This window comes from Chitinophagaceae bacterium (assembly GCA_016713085.1).
Classification (GTDB): domain Bacteria; phylum Bacteroidota; class Bacteroidia; order Chitinophagales; family Chitinophagaceae; genus Lacibacter.
In genome coordinates this window covers 112,307-133,371 of sequence record JADJPV010000001.1, presented here as the reverse complement: position 1 = coordinate 133,371, position 21,065 = coordinate 112,307, and the positions used below count along the sequence as shown (strand labels likewise).

The 21,065-nt window shown below is 39.3% G+C and carries 15 protein-coding genes and 4 pseudogenes; 11 read left to right on the top strand and 8 right to left on the bottom strand.

Annotation, left to right across the window (positions count from 1 at the left end; genetic code table 11):
• Positions 1–40 precede the first annotated feature (40 nt).
• Both IPK31_00660 and IPK31_00655 read left to right on the top strand, forming a co-directional pair.
• Positions 41–1,691 (top strand): annotated as a pseudogene (locus IPK31_00660) (CTP synthase).
• 401 nt (positions 1,692–2,092) lie between these two features.
• Positions 2,093–2,668, top strand: a complete 576-nt coding sequence (locus IPK31_00655; GenBank protein ID MBK8086600.1) for a hypothetical protein — start codon at positions 2,093–2,095, stop codon at positions 2,666–2,668.
• Positions 2,669–2,801: 133 nt separating this feature from the next.
• Here the strand turns inward: IPK31_00655 and IPK31_00650 are convergent, their stop codons facing one another.
• Positions 2,802–3,998, bottom strand: a complete 1,197-nt coding sequence (locus IPK31_00650; GenBank protein ID MBK8086599.1) for a DUF4407 domain-containing protein — start codon at positions 3,996–3,998, stop codon at positions 2,802–2,804.
• A 254-nt stretch (positions 3,999–4,252) separates the two neighbouring features.
• Between IPK31_00650 and yidC the strand changes: the two are divergent.
• The 3 genes and pseudogenes from yidC to IPK31_00635 all read left to right on the top strand — a co-directional run bounded on the left by yidC (position 4,253) and on the right by IPK31_00635 (position 6,901).
• Positions 4,253–6,116, top strand: a pseudogene (gene yidC, locus IPK31_00645) (membrane protein insertase YidC).
• 115 nt (positions 6,117–6,231) lie between these two features.
• Entirely contained in the window at positions 6,232–6,624 is a 393-nt protein-coding gene (locus tag IPK31_00640) for a hypothetical protein (protein ID MBK8086598.1), read from the top strand.
• A 22-nt stretch (positions 6,625–6,646) separates the two neighbouring features.
• Entirely contained in the window at positions 6,647–6,901 is a 255-nt protein-coding gene (locus tag IPK31_00635; protein ID MBK8086597.1) for a hypothetical protein, read from the top strand.
• A 37-nt stretch (positions 6,902–6,938) separates the two neighbouring features.
• Here the strand turns inward: IPK31_00635 and IPK31_00630 are convergent, their stop codons facing one another.
• Positions 6,939–7,220 carry a hypothetical protein gene (locus IPK31_00630; GenBank protein ID MBK8086596.1) on the bottom strand — a complete coding sequence of 94 codons (282 nt, stop codon included), beginning with the start codon at positions 7,218–7,220 and terminating at the stop codon, positions 6,939–6,941.
• Between the two features lie 218 nt (positions 7,221–7,438).
• Between IPK31_00630 and IPK31_00625 the strand changes: the two genes are divergently transcribed.
• The 5 genes and pseudogenes from IPK31_00625 (at position 7,439) to IPK31_00605 (ending at position 12,319) form a co-directional block, all read left to right on the top strand.
• Positions 7,439–8,860, top strand: a complete 1,422-nt coding sequence (locus IPK31_00625; protein MBK8086595.1) for a tetratricopeptide repeat protein — start codon at positions 7,439–7,441, stop codon at positions 8,858–8,860.
• Between the two features lie 102 nt (positions 8,861–8,962).
• Positions 8,963–9,736, top strand: a complete 774-nt coding sequence (locus IPK31_00620) for a phosphosulfolactate synthase (GenBank protein MBK8086594.1) — start codon at positions 8,963–8,965, stop codon at positions 9,734–9,736.
• Positions 9,733–10,462 (top strand): annotated as a pseudogene (locus tag IPK31_00615) (shikimate dehydrogenase). The gene IPK31_00620 and the pseudogene IPK31_00615 overlap by 4 nt, the downstream one beginning before the upstream one ends.
• Positions 10,463–10,522: 60 nt before the next feature.
• Positions 10,523–11,347 (top strand): tetratricopeptide repeat protein, encoded by an 825-nt coding sequence (locus IPK31_00610; protein MBK8086593.1) that lies wholly within the window; start codon positions 10,523–10,525, stop codon positions 11,345–11,347.
• A gap of 75 nt (positions 11,348–11,422) precedes the next feature.
• A complete protein-coding gene (locus IPK31_00605; protein ID MBK8086592.1) occupies positions 11,423–12,319 on the top strand; it encodes a hypothetical protein in 897 nt (298 codons plus the stop codon).
• Between the two features lie 2 nt (positions 12,320–12,321).
• Here IPK31_00605 and IPK31_00600 read toward each other — a convergent pair.
• The 5 genes and pseudogenes from IPK31_00600 to IPK31_00580 form a co-directional block, all read right to left on the bottom strand.
• Positions 12,322–12,754, bottom strand: a pseudogene (locus tag IPK31_00600) (thioesterase family protein).
• A 60-nt stretch (positions 12,755–12,814) separates the two neighbouring features.
• On the bottom strand, positions 12,815–13,822 hold the full coding sequence (locus tag IPK31_00595) for a hypothetical protein (protein MBK8086591.1): 1,008 nt from the start codon (positions 13,820–13,822) through the stop codon (positions 12,815–12,817).
• 4 nt (positions 13,823–13,826) lie between these two features.
• Positions 13,827–14,297, bottom strand: a complete 471-nt coding sequence (locus IPK31_00590; protein ID MBK8086590.1) for an RNA polymerase sigma factor — start codon at positions 14,295–14,297, stop codon at positions 13,827–13,829.
• A gap of 78 nt (positions 14,298–14,375) precedes the next feature.
• On the bottom strand, positions 14,376–14,954 hold the full coding sequence (rdgB, locus tag IPK31_00585) for an RdgB/HAM1 family non-canonical purine NTP pyrophosphatase (protein ID MBK8086589.1): 579 nt from the start codon (positions 14,952–14,954) through the stop codon (positions 14,376–14,378).
• Between the two features lie 7 nt (positions 14,955–14,961).
• Positions 14,962–15,510: a hypothetical protein gene (locus tag IPK31_00580; protein MBK8086588.1), complete on the bottom strand. Its 549-nt coding sequence runs from the start codon at positions 15,508–15,510 to the stop codon at positions 14,962–14,964.
• 12 nt (positions 15,511–15,522) lie between these two features.
• Here IPK31_00580 and IPK31_00575 point away from each other — a divergent pair, with 12 nt between their 5' ends.
• A complete protein-coding gene (locus tag IPK31_00575; GenBank protein MBK8086587.1) occupies positions 15,523–16,587 on the top strand; it encodes a branched-chain amino acid aminotransferase in 1,065 nt (354 codons plus the stop codon).
• A 50-nt stretch (positions 16,588–16,637) separates the two neighbouring features.
• On the opposite strand, the gene IPK31_00570 is transcribed toward IPK31_00575, so the two are convergent.
• Positions 16,638–21,032, bottom strand: coding sequence for a PKD domain-containing protein (locus tag IPK31_00570; protein MBK8086586.1), 4,395 nt, complete (start codon positions 21,030–21,032; stop codon positions 16,638–16,640).
• Positions 21,033–21,065: the final 33 nt, after the last annotated feature.

The following is a 21,065-nucleotide window of genomic DNA, read 5'->3' as shown; positions in this document are numbered from 1 at the left end:
TTACATCAGGCAGGTCCGCTTAAACTGAAAATTAATTTTTATGGCCAAGTTCATTTTTGTAACCGGTGGCGTTACGTCATCGTTGGGTAAAGGTATTATTGCAGCCTCACTGGCAAAATTGTTACAGGCCCGTGGTTTTAAAGTAACCATTCAGAAATTCGATCCCTATATTAACGTTGATCCCGGTACCTTAAATCCTTATGAACATGGTGAATGTTTTGTAACAGATGATGGTGCTGAAACTGATTTGGATCTTGGTCACTACGAACGTTTTTTAAATATTCATACCACACAGGCCAATAACGTTACTACCGGCCGTATTTATCAAACCGTTATCAATAAAGAAAGAGAAGGTGCTTATCTCGGTAAAACCGTGCAGGTTGTACCGCACATTACGGACGAGATTAAACGCCGTATGTTATTGCTGGGCAAAGACACGAGATATGATATTGTGATTACTGAAATCGGCGGAACCGTTGGTGATATTGAATCATTACCGTTTATTGAAGCTGTAAGACAGATTCAGTGGGAATTGCCTGAAGAAGATTGCCTGGTTGTTCATTTAACGCTGATCCCTTATTTAAAAGCAGCCAAAGAATTAAAAACAAAACCAACCCAGCACAGTGTTCGTTTACTGAGCCAGGAAGGTGTACACCCCGATATTATTGTTTGCCGTACCGAACGTCCTTTAAGTACAGAGATCCGCAGAAAGATTGCATTGTTCTGTAATGTAAAACAGGAAGCGGTAATTGAAGCAAGTGATGCAAATACGATTTATGAAGTGCCGCTGTTCATGCTCAAAGAAAAACTGGATGTTATCTGTTTGAAAAAACTGAATATTACCGGTTTCCCTGAGCCGGATTTAGAAAACTGGAAGAAGTTCTTAGATAAATTAAAATATCCCAAGAGCCAGGTAAATATTGGCCTGATTGGAAAGTATATTGAATTGCAGGATGCCTATAAATCTATCCTCGAAAGTTTTATTCATGGTGGTGCGATGAATGAATGCAAAGTGAATGTGGTGAATGTACACAGTGAGTTTATTACTGATCAGAATGTATCTGAAAAACTTTCCGGACTGGATGGTTTACTGGTTGCTCCGGGTTTTGGTAACCGTGGTATTGAAGGAAAAATTACTGCCATTAAATATGCAAGAGAAAACGGGATGCCTTTCTTTGGCATTTGTTTGGGTATGCAGATGGCCTGTGTTGAATTTGCCAGAAATGTACTGGGATTAGCAAATGCACATTCTGTTGAAATGAATCCTGAAACTCCTGATGCGGTGATTGACATGATGGAAGAACAGAAGCAGATTACCACCAAAGGAGGAACCATGCGTTTGGGTTCTTATCCCTGCGATATTAAAGAAGGTACTCTGGCACAGACGATTTACGATAGTCTGCATATAAATGAACGTCACCGTCACCGTTATGAATTTAACAATAAATACCTTGAATCATTTGAGCAGGCCGGAATGATTCCAAGCGGTAAAAACCCTGGAAACAGGATTGGTGGAGATCATTGAAAATTCAAAGCATCCATTCTTTATAGGAGTACAGTATCATCCTGAGTTGAAGAGTACAGTTGAAAGCCCGGCTCCATTGTTTGTGCATTTTATTAAAGCAGCTAAGGAGTATTCCGAGAAACAGCATTCGGTTAAGAACCCGTTGCTGGAAAGTGAAATGATTTAAGTAAGTAAAAAGGCAGAAGTAAAAAATAAAAGTGGAGACCGATCAGTCTTCACTTTTTATTTATCAGTCAAACATTTTTGAAAGTATTTCACAACTCTCATAGGTTTTCTACGGGAATTAATTTTCCTTTTAACTTTCTTTAAAAGCCTAAAAACATGAAACACATCTTCAGAATATTAGCAATCGCTGTATTACTGACCTGCAAAGTATTTGTCCAAACTGATCCGGTAAGGGCGGAGCTGGATCACATTTTTCGTGAATTACAGCATCAGCCAACAGCCTGCTTTCAACAATACGCCTTTAATTTTTGTTAATTATACCTGCAAATATGCACAAGCCTGATTGCTGTCATTATTAGAATTAAAATAATTGTTCAACTTGGCTATCGTTATTTTTTATATATGAAACATCTTTTACTTTTTGTCTGGCTGTTCATTATTGCCACAACCTTAGGCAGTGGCTGTAAAAAAAACAAACTCTCTGAACTGGATAAACTGCCGCCTGAAACGCAAACTGGAGCTAATACGTTTGGTTGTTTAATTAATGGGCAAACATTTATTCCGGGAGGATTGCAGTTAAGTGGCGGTTCGCTTAATTGCGTTTATCAATATATCTATAATGGCACTTCTGACGGATATTTTTTTGGTTTAAATGCAGGACGAAAGGGTAATAACTGTGAAGTGAAAAGTGTCGGTATCAGATTAGATAGTATGATTGTTCAGGAAGGATTTAGTTACCCTTTGACTTTGGAAAAAAGAGGTAATGGAAATGGCCAGTATTTTATAATTAATGTGCCTTGCGGAACTCAAAACACAGGCTATTATACTAATAGTTCAATACAAGGTAGTATTCATTTTAAACGCTTTGATTTAAATAATCAGATAGCCAGTGGTACGTTTTGGTTTAACGCAGTCAATTCAAATAATGATACCATAAAAATAACCGAAGGAAGGTTTGATGTAAAGTTTACAAGATAATATTTTAACAAAAAATCAAAAACAGTTTTATGAAACACTTGTGGTTTGTAGTTACTTGAAAGTGAAAGTTGGTTGATAAAATTCAACAACTCGTATTGTCGGGAAACTACAAACTATCAACTGCAAACTGTATTTAATTCTCAGGTCTCCCAATCATCTGCTGCTTGATCTTTTCCCAGAAGCCCTGTACATTTTCATCATTGCGTTTCCATTCTTTTCCAAAATGAGTAAGCTTGGCTTTCTGTTCATCTTTCTGCATCCTGAAAAATTCTTCCATCGTTTCAGTATCCTGCTGCATCGCTAATTTGTTGTAAAGCCGTTTCATTTCTTTTTCATAGTCGGCACTTTCTTCAGCCATGATCTTTTCAAGCGATTCACGCTGCTTTACTTTTTCATCGTACACACCAACCGGTAAAATTGTTTTTGCAATTACCGGCATCAGTTCAATCAGCATCAGGATAATTAAGATGAGATAATAACGGAACTGTAAAGCGCCATTATCTTTCAGCAGGTTGTTCAATGCTTCAATCCTTGTTAAGAAACCATTGTTGAGATAGTTGAGGAAATCAGCTTCCTGTTTTTTAATGGTATTTTCCATTTGCCCCAGTTCTTCATCAATTGCTGTGATGCGATCTTTGTTCTGATTTTGTAATCCTTTGTATTCTTCATCCAGTTTCTGGTATTCATTTCGTTTTGCCAGTGCAATGTCTTTGATGCCAACTTTACCGCTTCCGCCGCTACCATCAGTTTCAGCAATAAATTTTTCACGTGCAGTTGAAACATCTGCATACTTTGCCGCAAGATCTTTTTGAATGGTTGCTTTTTCTTTCAGCAATTCGTCCTTCCGGTTTTTATAAAGAATATCCAGCTCTGTTCGCTTGGTAAGTTTTCGTTTTTCATTATCCAGCGATACCTGCATTTTTATTTCCTTATCAAACATGTAAAGAATAGCAGGTTGCGCCATAAACGTACCGATGGTTAATGCCAGCAATCCACGAAACAGGAGAGGGGTGAATTTTCGTTTGTTGAATTGGTTGATACCTTTGATCAAAGCCCTGTCGATGGTTAAGATCACAAAGCCCATAAAAATCCCACTGCCCACAAACAGAAACACATTGTCAATAACGGTTGAAAAGAAATAGGTCCATGCAAGGGTGGCAAATAACCAGGTGGCTAAAACCGTCATGCCGACAATGCGGTAACGGTTCCTGTCAACCACGCAGTCTTTAATCAGTTCTTTTTCGGCTGTTGCCAGCCACCAAAGCAGTTCGTCTGTTTGCGAAGGAGTATACGCTTCCCTGGCATACATGGGCGTAGCCTGTTGATTCATGTGTAAATGGTTTAAAAATTTGGCTTGGTTAAGGCCGGAACAGCGAACGTGGTTAAAACAGCGAAATGAAAACGAAGCTGTAAAAGTAATTATTGTAAAGGAATTGGTAAATAAGTCTTAAGCCGGTAGTAAGGAGCCGATAGCCAATAGCCGTAAGTCTGTAGTGAGCAGTAAATTAAATGTGCAATACGAATGACCATCGGCTAGCCACTGTTTGCTGCGAATACCTACCTTTGCCGCTCAATTTTTAAAACATGAACTTCGACCGGAATACGATTATTGGTTTTGTGGCGATGATGGCTCTGCTGTTTGGTTATATCTATTTTACCCAGCGCCAGGCGGGGGATTTGGAAAAAGAGAAACAAAGAACTGCTGATTCAATTGCAAAAGTGGAAGCAGCCAAGAAGAAATTAGTTGATACAACCGCACTGAAAGAGGAAGCTGTAAAAAGAGAAGCAGCAAATCAGGCATAGGCAGCCGGAGGTTTCCAGAGTGCAGCAACAGGTGCTGAGCAAATGACTGTTGTTGAAAACGAGGTAATGAAAGTAAGCTTTACCAGCAAAGGTGGCTATCCTAAATCAATTGAGCTGAAAAATTACAAGCGCTATGACGGAAAACAGGTTGTGCTGGGTGGGAAGGATCACAAACTGATTTATTCCATTATGACCGGCAATCAATCGGCACTTACTTCACAATTGAATTTTACAGCAGGTCAGGTTGTAAAAACTGCTGATGGGCAAACGATTAATTTCACAATAGCTGATTCATCCGGTCGGTCGGTTGTGCATGAGTTCAACATTAAGAATAATGATTACTTGATTGGCTGGAACATTAAAATGATCGGCGCAGATAAATTATTAACCCAGGGGATTTTGAATATCAACTGGGATATCACTACTCATCAACAGGAGAAAGATTTAAAATACGAGAAGGGGCAAAGCAATATTGCTTACCTGGAAGATGGCAGTTATGATTTTACAGCTGCAGGTGCTGCAGGTAAAGGCGACAGCAAAAAATTAGGTGATAAAACGAAATGGCTGGGTATGAAGCAACAATTCTTCAATACCACTTTAATTGCAGGAACAAGTTTTTCTTTTGTTGAATCAAACTGGACGGTACCTGCTGAAGAAGAAGATTCATTGCAGAAAGTAATGGATGTGAAAAGTGTTCTCCGCTTTAATAATGCAGGAGTTTCTGAAGCTAAAATTCCTCTGCAATTATACTTTGGCCCAAATGATTTTCATATTCTGAAAGCAAATGGCAACAAGCTTGAAAGTCATGTGCAACTCGGCTATGGCATTTTTGCTTTTGTAAAATATATCAACCGTTATGTGGTAATGCCTGTGTTTGATTTTATTCATAAGTATGTTGCCAGCATCGGTATTGTAATTCTCCTGCTTACATTCTTTATCCGTCTTATTATTTCCCCGCTTACTTATTCAAGTTATCTCAGCGGTGCAAAAATGAAAGTGCTGAAACCTGAAATAGAAGAGCTGAAGAAAAAACATGGCGGCGATCAGCAGGCAATGAGCATGGATCAGATGAAACTGTTTAAGCAGGCAGGTGTTAATCCGTTAGGTGGTTGTATCCCGGCAGTATTGCAGATTCCCATCTTCTTTGCATTGTACAGTTTCTTTAACGCCAATATTGAATTACGTGGTGAAAGCTTTTTATGGGCAAAGGATCTGTCGGCCTATGATTCAATTGCACATCTTCCTTTCAAGATTCCCCTTTTTTGGCGATCATGTGAGTTTGTTTACCATCACTGCAACTATCACCAGTTTCTTAATTTCTGCGTATAATATGCAGATGACTCCAACGCAGGATAATCCTGTGATGAAGTACATGATCTATTTCTTCCCGGTAATGATGCTGTTTATCTTTAACAGCCTTCCATCAGCCTTAACCTGGTATTACACTGTTTCAAACGTAGTAACACTTCTTTTGCAGCTGGTAATTCAGAAGTTCATCATTGATGATGCAAAGATTCATGCAAAAATGCAGGAGAATAAAAAGAAGCCTGTCACCAAATCGAAATGGCAGGAAAAGCTGGAACAGGTGCAGCAAAGCAACCAGAAACTGCAGGATATGCAGAAGAAAGGACCAGGCAAAAAGTAATCTTAACAAAATCTATATCAACCCCGACCGAAGCGTCGGGTTTTTTTGTGAATTCAATATGCAACTTGGCACACTATTTTTATATCTTTAGCCTGTATAGAATAACTACAAAAAAATGAAAACGATCAGAACGATAGGATTAATGACAGCACTTACCATTTCAATAAGTCAGTTGAATGCACAGCAGGCTTACAACGAAGGAGTAGTGTCTTACAATATTGCAGTGAATACGGGAAACAATGAAGCAAAAGCTGCTGATCTGCTGGATGGAGCTACTCAAAAGATCTGGTTCAAAGGAGTAAACACCCGTACTGAGCTTACGAGCATATTAGGTAAAACAGTTACCCTGCATGATTCAAGAGCGGGAAATGCGGTGGTGATGAATGAATATGGTGATCAGAAAATTCTCATTAAGATGACGAAAGAGAATTATGAGGATCGTAACAGCAAGTATATGGGTATTCAGTTTGAATTGTTGCCTGATACAAAAGAAGATCCTTGGATATAATTGTAAACTGGCGATTGCAAAAATGAAAGATGGTTCAACCTTTAAAGTGTATTACACTGCGGAACTCTCATTTCAGAACAAGGATTACGGTATACAGTTTAAGAACCTTCCCGGTTTCCCATTAGAGTATGAATCAGAATTGGGTAAAATGAAAGTAACTTATATAGCCGATCAGATCAGCTTCGATCCTGTTGCAGCTGCTTTATACGATGTACCGAAAAGCGGTTACAGGGAAATGACTTATGAAGAAGTAAAGAAGTCAAGAGCAAAAAACTAATCAAAATAAGAAACCCTCCATTTGGAGGGTTTTCATTTTATTTAATTTCTTTCTGTGGAGTTTTAAATTTACTGAAGACAACTTTCTGTTTCACCGGTAAAACGTAAATATTATTTCCTTTTTGATAACGTACTGTATTGCCACTTAGTACAAGTTTGTTTGAACTGCTGTTTGAAAAACTTAATCCGCTTCTGAAACGGTAGCCGTTATTAAAACTCAGCGGGTTGTTTTTGAGATTCAGCTTAGTGATAACTGATTTACTATCCTTTTTCTTATCTCCGCCTGAAGAAAATGTAGCAGAAGAGGCGGAATAGAACATTGCAAAACAACTTACTAAGAGTAAACTGTTTCTCAAAACTTTGAAATTATTTGAAGTCTTGGTCTGCATGTTGTGACAAATTTAGGAATATAATTGTGATAATGACCAGCCGTCCGTCATATTTTTACATATATATTAACGTCTGTTGATAACTAAATGTTACACAGCTATTGTATTTTTTCTTTAAAACGGGTTAACTTAGGATAACCCACAATTAAATGAAGCAAAATCCTTTCCGTCAAGACAGAGAAGAAATCAGAGAATTACTTCGTTTGTTTGAAAACTTAAAAAACGGACGTTCGCAGTCATTCCTCGAAGAAGAAGCCTTTGAAAAACTTATCGATTATTTTGATGATAAGGAAGATATGGTTCAGGCTATGCAGGCCGCAGAGCTTGGAATTGAGATTTACCCCTATTCATCAGCTTTACTCATTAAAAAGGCTGATATTCTCCTCGCCACCCGTCAATATAAGCCAGCTTTGGAAATTCTGGAGCAGGCTGAGTTGCTCGACAGTAACGATATTAACCTCTTTATTCTTAAAACAGATGCCTATCTGGCCCTCGATCAGCAGGAAAAAGCGGTTGAACTCTTGCAGGAAGCACTTGAGCTTTTTTCAGGCGATGAGCGGCTGGAGCTGCTGTTTGAACTGGCCGATGTGTACGATGATTACGAGGAATTTGAAAAAGTGTTTGATTGCCTGAAACTGATTCTGGAAGAAGATCCTACGAACGAAGAGGCTTTATATAAAATCTGCTTCTGGACCGATTTTACAGGCCGGAATGAGGAATCCATCCGTCTGCACCTGAATATTATCAACGATTATCCTTACAGTGAGTTGGCATGGTTTAATCTCGGCGCAGCTTACCAGGGGCTGAAGCTGTATGAAAAATCAATTGATGCGTACATGTATTGCATCGCCATCGATGAAAAGTTCGATTATGCTTACAGAAACATAGGGGATGCTTATATCCGCTTACGGAAGTATAAGGATGCAATTGAAATGCTGGAGAAGGTACTTGAGCTGAGCAGGCCAGAGGAGGTGATTCACGAAGCCATAGGCTATTGTTACGACAGGATGGGTCAATATGCGCAGGCGAGGTTCCATTACAGAAAAGCATCGCATATGAACCCCCAGGATGGGAAATTGTTTTATAAAATAGCCTGTACCTACATTAACGAGCATCAATATGAAAGTGCGGTAAAGCAATTGCAGCAGGCGCTGAAGATAAACCGTTTGCAGCCCGATTATAACCTGGCAATGGGAATGGCATTGGTGGAATTGGGGCAGTATAAACCAGCCATTGAACATTATGCCAATGTCATCAAGTCACGCCCAAAAAATGTAAAAGGCTGGAGTGCTATGCTTGAATGCATGCTCAAAGCAGATTTGCTTGACAATGCAGATGAATATGCCTGTGAAGCTTATGAAGCAACCAACGGCAAGCCCGTATTCATGTTTTACAGAGCTGCCATATTCTTTGCGACAGGTAAAACAAAACAGGCCATCAATCAACTTGAACAGGCCATGGCTGCAGCACCAAAGCAGATCAAAAAACTGATCGAGCTTCAGCCAAAAATATTGCAGCATCCGCAGGTTGTTGATTTAATTGCACGCTATAAACGTTCCCGCTCAATTTAACTGAACAGTCAGCCTGTAACCGCCATGAGTAAAGTGATATAAATCATACTTGCGGGTTGCCCCTGCTTTCCTATTTTTGCGACTGTTTAAAATAAATATAAAATGAACTTTACTCTTACACAAATCCCCGAAAGAACAAAGCAGCCCCGCAGTTATGGTTTAACAATGGTAATGGACAAAGGTCTTAGTGTTGAGGAGGTGAAAAATTTCATAAGTGTTGCCGGCCCGCATGTTGATATTGTAAAGCTTGGTTTTGGAACATCGTTCGTTACACCTGTACTCAGGGAAAAACTGGAAGTATATGCACAGCATAATGTTCCGGTTTATTTTGGAGGTACTTTATTTGAAGCTTTTCTCATTCGTAACCAGTTTGAAGATTATATCCGCATCTGTAAAGATTATGGTGTGAAGCATGTAGAAGTAAGCGATGGCTCTATTGAAATTCCCCATGCTGAAAAATGCGGCTATATAGAAAAGCTGGTAAAACATTTTACAGTATTAAGCGAAGTGGGAAGTAAAGACGCAGCACATATCATCCCTCCATATAAATGGATTGAATTGATGAAAGCTGAACTGGAAGCCGGTTCAAGCTATGTAATTGCAGAAGCAAGAGAAGCCGGCAATGTTGGTATTTACCGTGGTACTGGAGAAGTAAGAGAAGGCCTGGTGCAGGAAATTCTTACACAGATACCGGCAGAAAAAATTTTATGGGAAGCGCCTCAAAAAGCACAGCAATTGTATTTTATTGAATTGATCGATCATAATGTGAATCTTGGAAATATTGCACCGAATGAAGTAATTCCGCTTGAATCAATGCGTATTGGATTGAGAGGAGATACCTTTCACCTGTTCCTTGATAAACAAACGAAACAATGAGGCAATTTGGTTTGATAGGATACCCGTTATCCCATTCTTTTTCCAAAAATTATTTCAGCCAAAAATTTATTGATGAAGGCATAGCAGACTGCAACTATGAGCTTTATCCTATCAAGTCAATTGATGAATTCCCTGCATTATTAAAAACTGTTCCTGATCTGAATTGTATGAACGTTACCATACCTTACAAAGAAGCTGTTCTGCCATTTTTGAACGAAGTATCAGCCGCTGTAAAGGAAATCGGTGCCTGTAACTGCATCAGGGTTCAGGATGGGCATTTATACGGTTTTAATACAGATGTTACCGGGTTCGAACAAACGATCCTGCCGTTGCTGAAACCTCATCATCGAAAAGCATTGATTCTTGGTACCGGCGGAGCATCAAAAGCTGTGGCATGGGTTTTCGGCAAATTAGGTATTGAATATACTTTTGTTTCCAGGCAAGCAAAGGAAGGACGTCTCACTTATGACTTAGTTAGATGAGTTAATTCAGCAGTACCAGGTTATTGTAAATACTACCCCTCTTGGCATGCAACCAAATATCAGCCAGAAGCCGTCATTACCGTATAAAAATCTCAACAGTCAGTATCTGTGTTACGATCTGATTTATAACCCTGCTAAAACGGCTTTTCTTCAACAGGCTGAATTATACGGAGCTGTAATCATCAACGGATCGGAGATGCTTCAAATACAGGCTGAAGAAAGCTGGAAAATCTGGAACAGTTAATTTTTTAGCTGAAAAATAGGTTCGGTTTGACTTATTTTCACTTCCGGAACTCAAAATCACATGCAGGCTAAACTGATCATATTTCTACTTGTTTTCTGTTATACCGTCCCCGTTTTTGCACAAACCGACCGGGCCGATGAACTGTACAGAAAAGCATTACTGTTGAAAAAGGATAATAAATGCAATGAAGCGATTGATCTGCTCAAAAATGCCATTGACCTGAAGCCTTCATTTGCTGAAGCAATGTATGAACTTGGCTGGTGTTATAATGAAACACAGCAATCCAAACTGGCCCTTCCGGTTCTGGCAAAGTGCAGGCAATTATTGCCCAATGATTACCGGATTATTTATGAAGATGGATTTGCAAAATCACAAGCAGGATTAGCCAATGAAGCAATGGACGATTATAATAAAGTAATTATTCTTAATCCATCTTTTGCACGTGTATATATTGCAAGAGCAGATTTATATAAAGATGCAAAGGAAAATACCAATGCTGCTTTAGCCGATTATCTGAAATCGATTGAGTATGATTCATCAGCTGTAAAAGTGTATTACTGGATCGGCTGGTGTTACAATGATCTTGGTTCGTTTGATAAAGCAATACCTTATTTACAGAAAGCAATTTCATTTGAAAAGCAGAATTACATCTCTTATTCAGAGATTGGCTTTACTTTTTTCTCTCTTGGCCGTTATACTGAAGCAATTGAACAGCTCACAAGAGCTGATCAGTTGAAGCCGAAATTTGAAACAACTGTCTATTATCTTGGTTTATGCTATGTGAAGCAAAAGAATAAACCCGATGCAGTGAAAAAGTACAATGAGCTGGTTCTGCTGGGGAGCGAATATGCAATAAGCCTGTTAAATGAAATAAAGAATATGTAATCACGGTAAGATTGTTATAAATCGAAAGTCATATAATCAATGCCGTTCATCAACAAAAGCCATAAACAGATTAACATGAAGAGTCAGTTTTCAATCGTTCATTTTCCATTGGTTATTTCCATCCTGTTTCTTTTTTCCTGTGCAACAGCAAATAAGATTAAGGATTTGAAAAGTGAAATGAAACGGAATATTCTTTCCGGCAAAGAAGCTTTACGTACTGTTGAGAAAATTGACAGTGCAAGAAATGTGAAGTATGAAAATAAACAGCTGGACGAGCAGTCGAACACATTTATACAACGTTACAGCGATTCAGTAAAACTGGTCCTGCTGAAACATATACAGGAAGATTCCATCATTTTGTCGAGAAGGATTCGGCACCGTTCTGTTGATACACTTACACAAAGAGTACAGCGAATGACAGAAGAAGTGAAAACAAATCTTGATAATCTTTCGCTCATTGATAACCTGCTTTCAACCAATACATTTACTCAGTTAAATACGGCCAGTGTATTTGGTCCCGGAGAGTTCATCATTGATATGGTTGCTAACCCATCTGCTTCCGATCCATTTAAAAAAGTAGCTGACGATATGCTGGCATTTGCAGCCCAGTTTCCCAATAAGAAGCTGAATGGTACCTTCATTGTACTTGGTTATGCAGATGGGCAGCAGATAGCCCAGGGAACGCCATTAGACAGTACTTTACGTTTAAGCATAGGTGTTGAAACTGCATCCGGTCCGCAACTGAATAAGGAATTATCAAGACTGAGATCAAAATCTGTAACAGAAGTGCTGCAGAGAATTGTAGCTCAAAAAACTTCCGGCATTGAAACATACAAAAACCTTAAAGTAGATTACCTGCCACAGGGCAGGGGTGAAGACTTCCCCAATCCTAAAATAAAAGATTACCGGGAAGATGATGAAAGAAGAAGGGTTGTGTTTGTATACTGGAGTATTCTGCCCGATTTTAATTAGCATTACTTACTCATCAGTTTTTCTTTTACTGTTGCAGGTACAGCCGTAATTTTTTACGGGCATAATCATAACAAAGCATGCCTGTTTTGGCAATGGCAACAGTTAGCCTGTTAGTATCTTTTGTTTTTCAAGCAGGTAATACAAATCAAATCCAACAGCTGTGAAATCGGTCGCAGCAATTTTTATTTCAATTGTATCACCATAAAACATTTCCTTTTTGAATTCAATTCCCACATTTGTCATAATTAATCCCACATCTTCAAGATTTAATTCAGTGTAACCATGTTTTGAAAGAAACTGCATTCTTGCTTCATGAATAATCGATAACACCGCATCGTTCCCAACATGATTTCCGTAATTAATATCAGTTATGCGGATTGGGATAACAGCAGTAAAAGAAAAAGAATCGGGCAGCTCAATTTTAATACGTGACATAATACATTGAATTGAATGCACTCAATTTACAAAGGGAAATAAGAAAGAGGGGAAGATGTTTTATTTCTCAGTTGCCATGAGAAGTTCGGCAAGATCAATATAGCCTGCAGAAGGAGAAATTGCAGTGGACGCAGCAATTTTCTGCTGCCATATTTTGATCTGCTCATCACAGTTTTTGCTTTGCAGGGCTGCGGCAGCATCAACCGGATTTCCTGAACCATCTATTGCACATTGCAGGTTGCTGAGTTTTTTTGAAACCCTGATCAGGTTTCCTTCTTCATTTAGTACAATGAGATATTGCCCTTCAGAAAAACTGTTGATTTCAGCAACAGGTCTGATATTTTTATGATGAGCATCACCTGATATTGAAGTGCCTGCATCATGATTCACGGGTTCTAAATAAGCAAGTGTGTTATTTACAGTAAGAGCTTCTTTAATTCTTTTCTTAACAGTTGCCCTTGATGAGCTGACAGGAATAATTGTTTCAACCGGTTCTTCTGTTTTTATTTCAGCAGGAGGAACTATCTTTTTTTCTTCTGTAAGAACAGGCTGGCTCACTGCTGCAATTTCAGCAACAGGTTCATTTGAATTCAACAACCTGTATGCTCCCCAAGCCAGTATTCCAGTGATAATTGCTGCAGCTGCAAAACGGTAAGCAGGAGATAGTTTTTTTGTAAAAGGAATGATTTTCTCCGTTTGTTCTTCATTCAGCTTTTGTTCAATGGCATTCCAAACTGTTGCAGGTGGAGTTTCTGTTGCAGCAATGAGTTTGTCGGCTATTCGCTGATCAGCTTCTTCATCAAGCTTTGTAGTAATATTTTCCCAGGCAGTAAGAGGAACTTCAGCTGTAGCTGATTCTAACTGCTCTGTATAATATACATCATCTAACTTCTGTTCAATGATGTTCCAGTTAAAAGCAGGTACTTCTGTTTCGGCTAAAAGAATTTTTTGCTGCAAAGGTTTGTCTTCTTCCAGTTCATCTAAAGCAACAGCAATCATCTCCCATGCCTGTAGGGGCGGGGCAACTTCTGTTTGCAGAAGCAGTTGTTGAAGATGATTATCGTTCATTAATTTAAATACGCTTTATTCTGTCCTGTAAAATCATTCTGGCCCTGGCTAATTGCGATTTACTGGTTCCTTCGCTGATGCCAAGCAGTTCGCCAATTTCTTTATGACTGAATCCTTCCACCACATACATATTAAAAACACTTCGATAACCGGGCGATAAGCCACTGACTATTTTCAGCAAATCCTTTTCATTAATCGTATCAACAGCAGAAACCGATTTGTATTCGATGGTTTCTTCTTTTTCAGTAAGCGAAACATCCATTTTCTTTTTTCGGATCTGTTCAATAGCTGTATTCACAAAAATGCGCCGAACCCATCCCTCAAAAGAACCATCACCTCTGAACCGTTCGAGATTTTTATAAATTTTAATAAATCCTTCCTGTAGAATATCCTGGGCATCATCAGCATTTCCCATGTAGCGGAGGCAAACAGCATACATTTTGGGTGAGAACCGGTCGTACAATTCTTTCTGCATACGCCTGTCACCTTCAATGCATCCCTTAATTAAGTCGGTTTCTGTAGTCATTTGGTTGCTTTACATCAACAAATCGTTTTACCTGCTTTCAAGGAACCGGATCATTTTGTCGAGGGCTTTTTTCCTGTGGCTGAACTGGCTTTTTTCTTCCATGCTCATTTCGCCAAAAGTTTTAAACCCACCTTCGGGTAAAAATACAGGGTCATATCCAAAACCACCGCTTCCGGAGCTTTTTTCTGTAATTACACCGGGACATAAACCTTCAAACTGGTATTGTTCACCATTCAGAATCAATGTAAATACTGTTCTGAATCTGGCTTTTCTGTTTGTATTTCCTTGCAGGTTGATCAGCAGCTTTTCAATGTTCTTTTCAAAACTCCTGTCTTCACCTGCATAGCGGGCACTCTTAACGCCTGGTTCTCCGTTCAAAGATTCCACTTCCAGCCCGGTATCTTCCGAAAAACAATCCTTTTTCAGCCGGTTGAAAAGAAACTCTGCTTTATGCTTTGAATTTTCTTCCAATGTAGGATAAGGCTCGGGAATATCTTCTGTAATTCCTGCCTCTTTCATGATAATGATGAGAAAATTTGGCGGCAGTGCTGCTTCAATTTCTTCAGCTTTATGTTTATTGCCGCTTGCGAATATTAGTTCTTTCATAGTTCTATTAAAGGCCCAGCATTTGCTTTAAAGCCAGCCAGAGTTTTGATTTTTTTACTTTATCGTTCCTGATAACCTGTAGTTCTTCTGTAATGTAAAGCTGATAAGTCTCTTCCTGCTGCAGTGTATAGGCTTCTTTATTTCCCAGAATCCAATTTCGATCCAAAAATGAAACGATCAGGATTTTTGGCTGAAGCTCAGCAATTGTCTGTTCAAAGTCCAGATTGTTTTGGGCAATATTCACCAGGGCAATATCATCCATATTCATTTTGCAAGCGCTTATCACTTCGCTCAAAAACTGGAAATCTTCATCGCTTAAAAAAGGATAGGCAGCCTCGTTAACCACCCACACAAATTGCTTTTTATTCTTACCTGTAATTCCTGTTCCCGCCGGTTTTGCTGTTTTTTCAGGCTTTGGGTTCTCCGTTTTTTCGGTTATAACGAGGTGAGAAGAATACAATTCTTCGATTTGCTGACCGGTAAGTTGAATAGTTTCAAATCCCATACGATTGATCAATGGAGCTGAGCTTAGATTGTTTTTTCGTTTCTTTGTCAAAAATAACGAGTTATGATCGCCGCTATGGATATTTTAGTTACAAAATCTGAAACGAGTAAACTGGGCAGCCTTGATCTGGGTAATGTTCCTTTTGGAAAAAACTTTACTGATCACATGCTGGTTGCTGATTATGAAGATGGTGAATGGAAAAATGTTGAGATTAAACCCTATGCACCTATAAGCATTTCTCCTGCCAATGCTGCCATCCATTATGGCCAGAGCATTTTTGAAGGAATCAAAGCATTCCGCCATGAAAATGGTAATGCATTTATCTTTCGTCCGTATGATAATTTCAAACGCTTTAATATTTCTGCAGAACGCATGCAGATGCCCCAGGTTCCTGCAGAAATTTTTATTGAAGGTATGCGTCAGCTGATTGCACTTGATAAAGAGTGGATTCCTGTTAAGCATGATCATTCTTTGTACATCCGCCCTTTCATGTTTGCAAATGATGATGTAATTGGTGTAAAACCAAGCGATAAGTATAAGTTTATGATCATCCTTTGTCCAACTGGCCCATACTATGCTGTACCAATGAAGATTTATGTAGAAGAACATTATGTTCGTGCAGTACCCGGCGGTGTTGGTTATGCAAAAGCAGCGGGCAACTACGGGTCATCTATGTACCCAACAAATGAAGCAAAGAAAAAAGGATACGACCAGGTATTGTGGACAGATGCGATTGAACATAAATACCTGCAGGAGTTTGGTATGATGAATGGATTTGTAATTATTGGCAACACAGCCATTACTCCTGATCTTGGTGAAGGAACCATTCTTGCCGGCGTAACACGCAACAGTGTAATGGTAATTTTACAGGAAATGGGATTGAAAGTTGAGGAAAGGCATATCAGTATTGATGAAGTGGTTGAAGCGTATAAAAGCGGTGAATTAAAAGAAGTGTTTGGTACAGGCACTGCTGCAACTATTTCTATGATCAAAGAATTACGTTACAAAGAATTGTCCATGTTATTTGATACAGACAAATGGACAATTTCACCAGAAGTAAAACGCAGACTCACTGCCATCAGGGAAGGAAAAGAAGCTGATGTGCATGAGTGGATGTATAAAATCTAATTGAGTTATCAGAAAATAAAAAAGCGGTTCTACAGAACCGCTTTTTTATTTTACCTGATTAGTATCACCGTTCCTGATACAGGGAAAATCCCTCCATCACCGCAAATAATTTCTGTTGTGTATGTAAACAGGCCCGGAGGTGCCGGTTGGCCGTTCATAGTTCCATCCCAACCCTTTAATGGATCGTTGGCATCTACATATGTTTTTTCAAAAATCAAATTTCCCCAACGGTTATACACACGCATTGATTTTACATTTTGAATTCCATAGCCCATTACATAAAAACGATCATTCACATTATCGCCGTTTGGTGTAAATGCATTGGGAATGAAGATGCTGTTGCGGTCGCAGAGCACTGTTATTTTTACATCATCAAAGCTGCTGCAAACTCCGGGGTTGCTGGCAATGATGCGGTAGGTAGTAGTTTTAATTGGAGTTGCAATTGGATTAATACAGGTAGTGCATGATAAATTTGTTATTGGCGACCAGAGTACACTGGTTACATCAGCAGATAATTGCGGCAATAACCTTACTGGATTTCCACCACGAATAGTTGTGTCTCTTCCTGCATTTACAACTGGGTAAGGATATACCACAACAGTAACTGTTGCTGTTGTTTGGAAACAGTTTAAACTGTCGTATCCGTTAACTGTATAGGTTGTTGTAACTGTCGGGGAGGCAACAGGATTTGCACTGGTTGAATCGTTCAATGAACCTGCAGGTGACCATCTGTAATTTTCTGCACCGCTTACATGTAATACAGTGCTTTGGCCAATACAAATTGTGTCACTCGGGCCAACAAGAATTGTAAATGGCTTTTTTACTTTTACAAGTACACTGTCTGTATTTACACAACCATATTGCGATGTGCCTGTAACTGTGTACTGAATATCGTCTTGCACACTTGCCTGCGGGTTGGTACAATTGGTACAGTTAAGATAGGTTGGTGGGCTCCATACATAAGTTGCGGCACCGGTTGGATTTAATGTTGCAAAAGTTCCTAAGCAGATGGTTGTATCGTTTCCTGCATTCACTGTTGGCAATGGATGCACCACAATTGTTTTATACGCCGTATCGGTACAGCCTGTTCCATTGGTCGCAACAAGTTGAGTGAAGATGGTATCAGCAACTGACCTGATAATTGGAGGCGGGTTTTGTGCATTGAAAATCTGTCCGTCAATGTCCCACCGCCAGCTCACAACAGAAGTATCGGGGTTTAACAATTGTCCCTGCAGCAGTACACTTGCAGGCATACAGAAACTTGTGTCTCCAATAATATTGATCTGCGGCGACGGAACTACTTTTATCAGTGCAGTTTTAGTAACGCTGTCGATGCATCCATGAAATGTTGTAATAGTTAGTTTTACATTGTATAAACCCGGTGCGGTATAAGTATGCGATGGAGCTGTAATTGAATTCGATATAGTGCCATCACCAAAGTCCCATACATAACCGGTAATAATATCTGAAGAGAAAGATGAGTCAATAAATTGAACAGTTCCCCTGTCGCAGAACAATGCCGAATCAACACCAAAGTTGGGTATTGATCCATATGCTTTAATTGAATCAATTCCTTCAATGATGCCGGTACACCCAAGCCTGTCCTTAATAATTATTTTTGGAATAAATATTCCGGGCCCATAAGTATGCACCTGGTTTGAATCAGTTGTAACAAGTGTAAGACCGTCGCCAAAATCCCAGGTATATGTCAAAGGGAAATCTGTTCTTACCTGGAAGTTAACAGTGAGCGGTGCACAGCCATCTAACGGTAAATAATTGAGAGTGCCGGTATCCCTTCCAATCCTGATTGTTTGATAAGCAGTGTCAGTACAACCACCATTTGATTGTACAATTAACCGTATGGTGTAATATCCGGGAACAACATAAAAGTGAGTAGGGTTTAAATCAGTTGATGCAAATCCATCGCCAAAATCCCAGGTTGAACTGATGAAGTAACTGCTGTTATTAGTAAACTTCGCTTCAAATGGCTGACAAATGGTTAATGTGTCATTTACAGTAAAGGCAGCTCTTGGTGTATCAATACGGATATTAAGTGTCATCGAATCCAAACAGCCAATCGGTTCGCTTATGATTAATTTAACTGCATATATTCCAACGGAAGCATAACTGTGTGTTGGATTTCCAAGTGTGGATGTATTGCCATCACCAAAATCCCATGTATAAGTTTCAGCACCTGAACCACCTGTTGATTGATTAGTAAACTGTAAAACAGTGCCCGGGCAGGAGAGGGTATCGACAATAAATTTTGCTATTGGCTGCAGAACTGTAACAAGATTATTTTGTGAAACAGAATCAGCACATCCAGAAACATCTGTAACTGTGAGCTTAATTGTATAGTTTCCTGCAGCAGGATATACATAAACGAATGGATTGATTAATGTATTTTGAATATCACCATTGCCCATATCCCACACCACACGGTTGATTACATTTACTCCATCCGGTGTTGAAGTGTTGGTTAAACTCACACTGCTGCTTAAACATAATTGCGTTTGATTAATGGTGAAACTTGCAACAGGTCCGTTTACACGGATGTAATTATTACGCAGTAAAGTGTCGCTGCAGCCATTGATATCTGTAATGATTAACCGGATGGCATAATTGCCTGCATTGGGATAACTATGCGTAGGGTTGAGTAAAGTAGATGTGTCGCCATCACCCAAATCCCAGCTATAGGAACTGATATTTGCAGGATTGAAATTGATGCCGTTAAACTGGATGACTTCATTTCTGCATGCAGTTTGTTTTACTGCAGTAAAGTCGGGTGTTTCATCAACCAATGTAAAAGTATGTGACACATCGTGGGAGCAGCTTCCATTAGTTACCGTTAGTTTAACAGTGTATGTGCCCAGTGCTGCGTATACATGTGAAGGATTTTGTGCGGTTGATGTATTGCCATCACCAAAATCCCAGTTCCAAGTTAACGGTGCAACAGATTGATCAGTAAAAATTACTTCCCGTTTATTTACTCCGCAGTTGACAGCATAATTAAACCGGGAAATGGGAGGAAGCACCCTGATATAATCTAAAACAATTGAAGTATCCGGACATCGGTTGTTGTAAATAAAAAGCCGGATGGAGAACAGACCTGTATCTTGGTAAGTATGAGTTGGGTTTTGAAGGATTGAACTGTTACCATCGCCAAAATCCCAGAACCATTGATTGGGATTTCCAGTTGATAAATCAGTAAACTGAACATCTGCAAATGCGCAGACATTTAAAGGAACTGCACTGAAAGCTGCTACCGGTTTCACACCAACACGCACACTGTCGTAACGGGTTGAATCAATGCAGCCAAGCCCGGTAACAATTCTGAGTTTAACAGAATAGCTTCCTGAATCATACACATGATTTGGGTTTTGTAAAACAGATGTATTGCCATCACCAAAATCCCAGAACCAGGATGTAATTCCATCAAGTGAACTTGAGTTTGCCTGGAAATTTACATTTAACAATCTGCAACCTTCATTCGGGTTGATTAATGGATTAAATAAAGGTCGCTGCACCTGAATATATGCTGCTCTTGTTAACGTATCGGTACATCCTGAACCATTTGTTACAACTAAGCGAACGGTAAAATTGCCGGTAGCGGTGTAAGTATGTACCGGGTTTAATAGTGTGGATGTATTACCATCACCAAAATCCCATTCATAACCTGTTCCACCTGCAGAAAGGTTTTGAAAGTTAACTGTATGGGGAGCTTTACATGCAATGAGATCTGTGGTTACAAAATTGGCAGTTGGTTTTGGCCGTATGAGAATTGTTTTTGTTATCGAGTCACTGCAGGCAGCATTAAAGTTTATTAATTTGATTGTATAAGTTCCAACAGCAGTATATGTTTTTACGGGGTTGGTTTGTGATGATGTTGTTGCATCGCCAAAATTCCATAATGAGTTAGGAGGTGTTGGAACAGATAAATTTTGCAGATTGATTGGAGTATTTACACAGGCACTGTCAGGAGCTCCGATGGTTGGTTGAAAATTATTAAGCTGAACATAATTTGTTTTTACAATTGTATCAACACATCCCTGGGTACTGGTTGTAATTAATCGTACTGTAAATGGCCCTGCGCTTAAATAGTTATTGTTTGGGTTAAGAGCTGTTGAAGTATTACCATCGCCAAAGTCCCATTGGTAACTTAAAACAGGCGGACCGGTAGAAAGATTATTGAATGTTATTGTTTCAGGAGGTTTACAGTTTTGAGCCGGGTTAAAATTAAAGTCTGCTTTTACACCATTCAATACAGTAATGTAATTAGACCTGACAATTGTTTTAGTACAGCCCGAACTGTTAGTTACAGTAAGGCTTACAAAGAAACTGCCTGCTGTGGTATATACATACAGGGGGTTTTGTAAAGTAGATGTTCCGCCGTTTCCAAAGTTCCAGTCCCAACTTACAATTGTTCCAAAAACGGGATCAGACAAATCGCTAAACTGTACACGTAAGGGGAAACAACC

What these genes read in the sequence shown, in the direction of transcription:
- IPK31_00655 (MBK8086600.1), top strand. Translation starts at nt 2,093, where the DNA reads ATGAAACATCTTTTACTTTTTGTCTGGCTGTTCATTATTGCCACAACC.
- IPK31_00650 (MBK8086599.1), bottom strand. Translation starts at nt 3,998, where the DNA reads ATGAATCAACAGGCTACGCCCATGTATGCCAGGGAAGCGTATACTCCT.
- IPK31_00640 (MBK8086598.1), top strand. Translation starts at nt 6,232, where the DNA reads ATGAAAACGATCAGAACGATAGGATTAATGACAGCACTTACCATTTCA.
- IPK31_00635 (MBK8086597.1), top strand. Translation starts at nt 6,647, where the DNA reads ATGAAAGATGGTTCAACCTTTAAAGTGTATTACACTGCGGAACTCTCA.
- IPK31_00630 (MBK8086596.1), bottom strand. Translation starts at nt 7,220, where the DNA reads ATGTTCTATTCCGCCTCTTCTGCTACATTTTCTTCAGGCGGAGATAAG.
- IPK31_00625 (MBK8086595.1), top strand. Translation starts at nt 7,439, where the DNA reads ATGAAGCAAAATCCTTTCCGTCAAGACAGAGAAGAAATCAGAGAATTA.
- IPK31_00620 (MBK8086594.1), top strand. Translation starts at nt 8,963, where the DNA reads ATGAACTTTACTCTTACACAAATCCCCGAAAGAACAAAGCAGCCCCGC.
- IPK31_00610 (MBK8086593.1), top strand. Translation starts at nt 10,523, where the DNA reads ATGCAGGCTAAACTGATCATATTTCTACTTGTTTTCTGTTATACCGTC.
- IPK31_00605 (MBK8086592.1), top strand. Translation starts at nt 11,423, where the DNA reads ATGAAGAGTCAGTTTTCAATCGTTCATTTTCCATTGGTTATTTCCATC.
- IPK31_00595 (MBK8086591.1), bottom strand. Translation starts at nt 13,822, where the DNA reads ATGAACGATAATCATCTTCAACAACTGCTTCTGCAAACAGAAGTTGCC.
- IPK31_00590 (MBK8086590.1), bottom strand. Translation starts at nt 14,297, where the DNA reads ATGCAGAAAGAATTGTACGACCGGTTCTCACCCAAAATGTATGCTGTT.
- rdgB (MBK8086589.1), bottom strand. Translation starts at nt 14,954, where the DNA reads ATGAAAGAACTAATATTCGCAAGCGGCAATAAACATAAAGCTGAAGAA.
- IPK31_00575 (MBK8086587.1), top strand. Translation starts at nt 15,523, where the DNA reads ATGATCGCCGCTATGGATATTTTAGTTACAAAATCTGAAACGAGTAAA.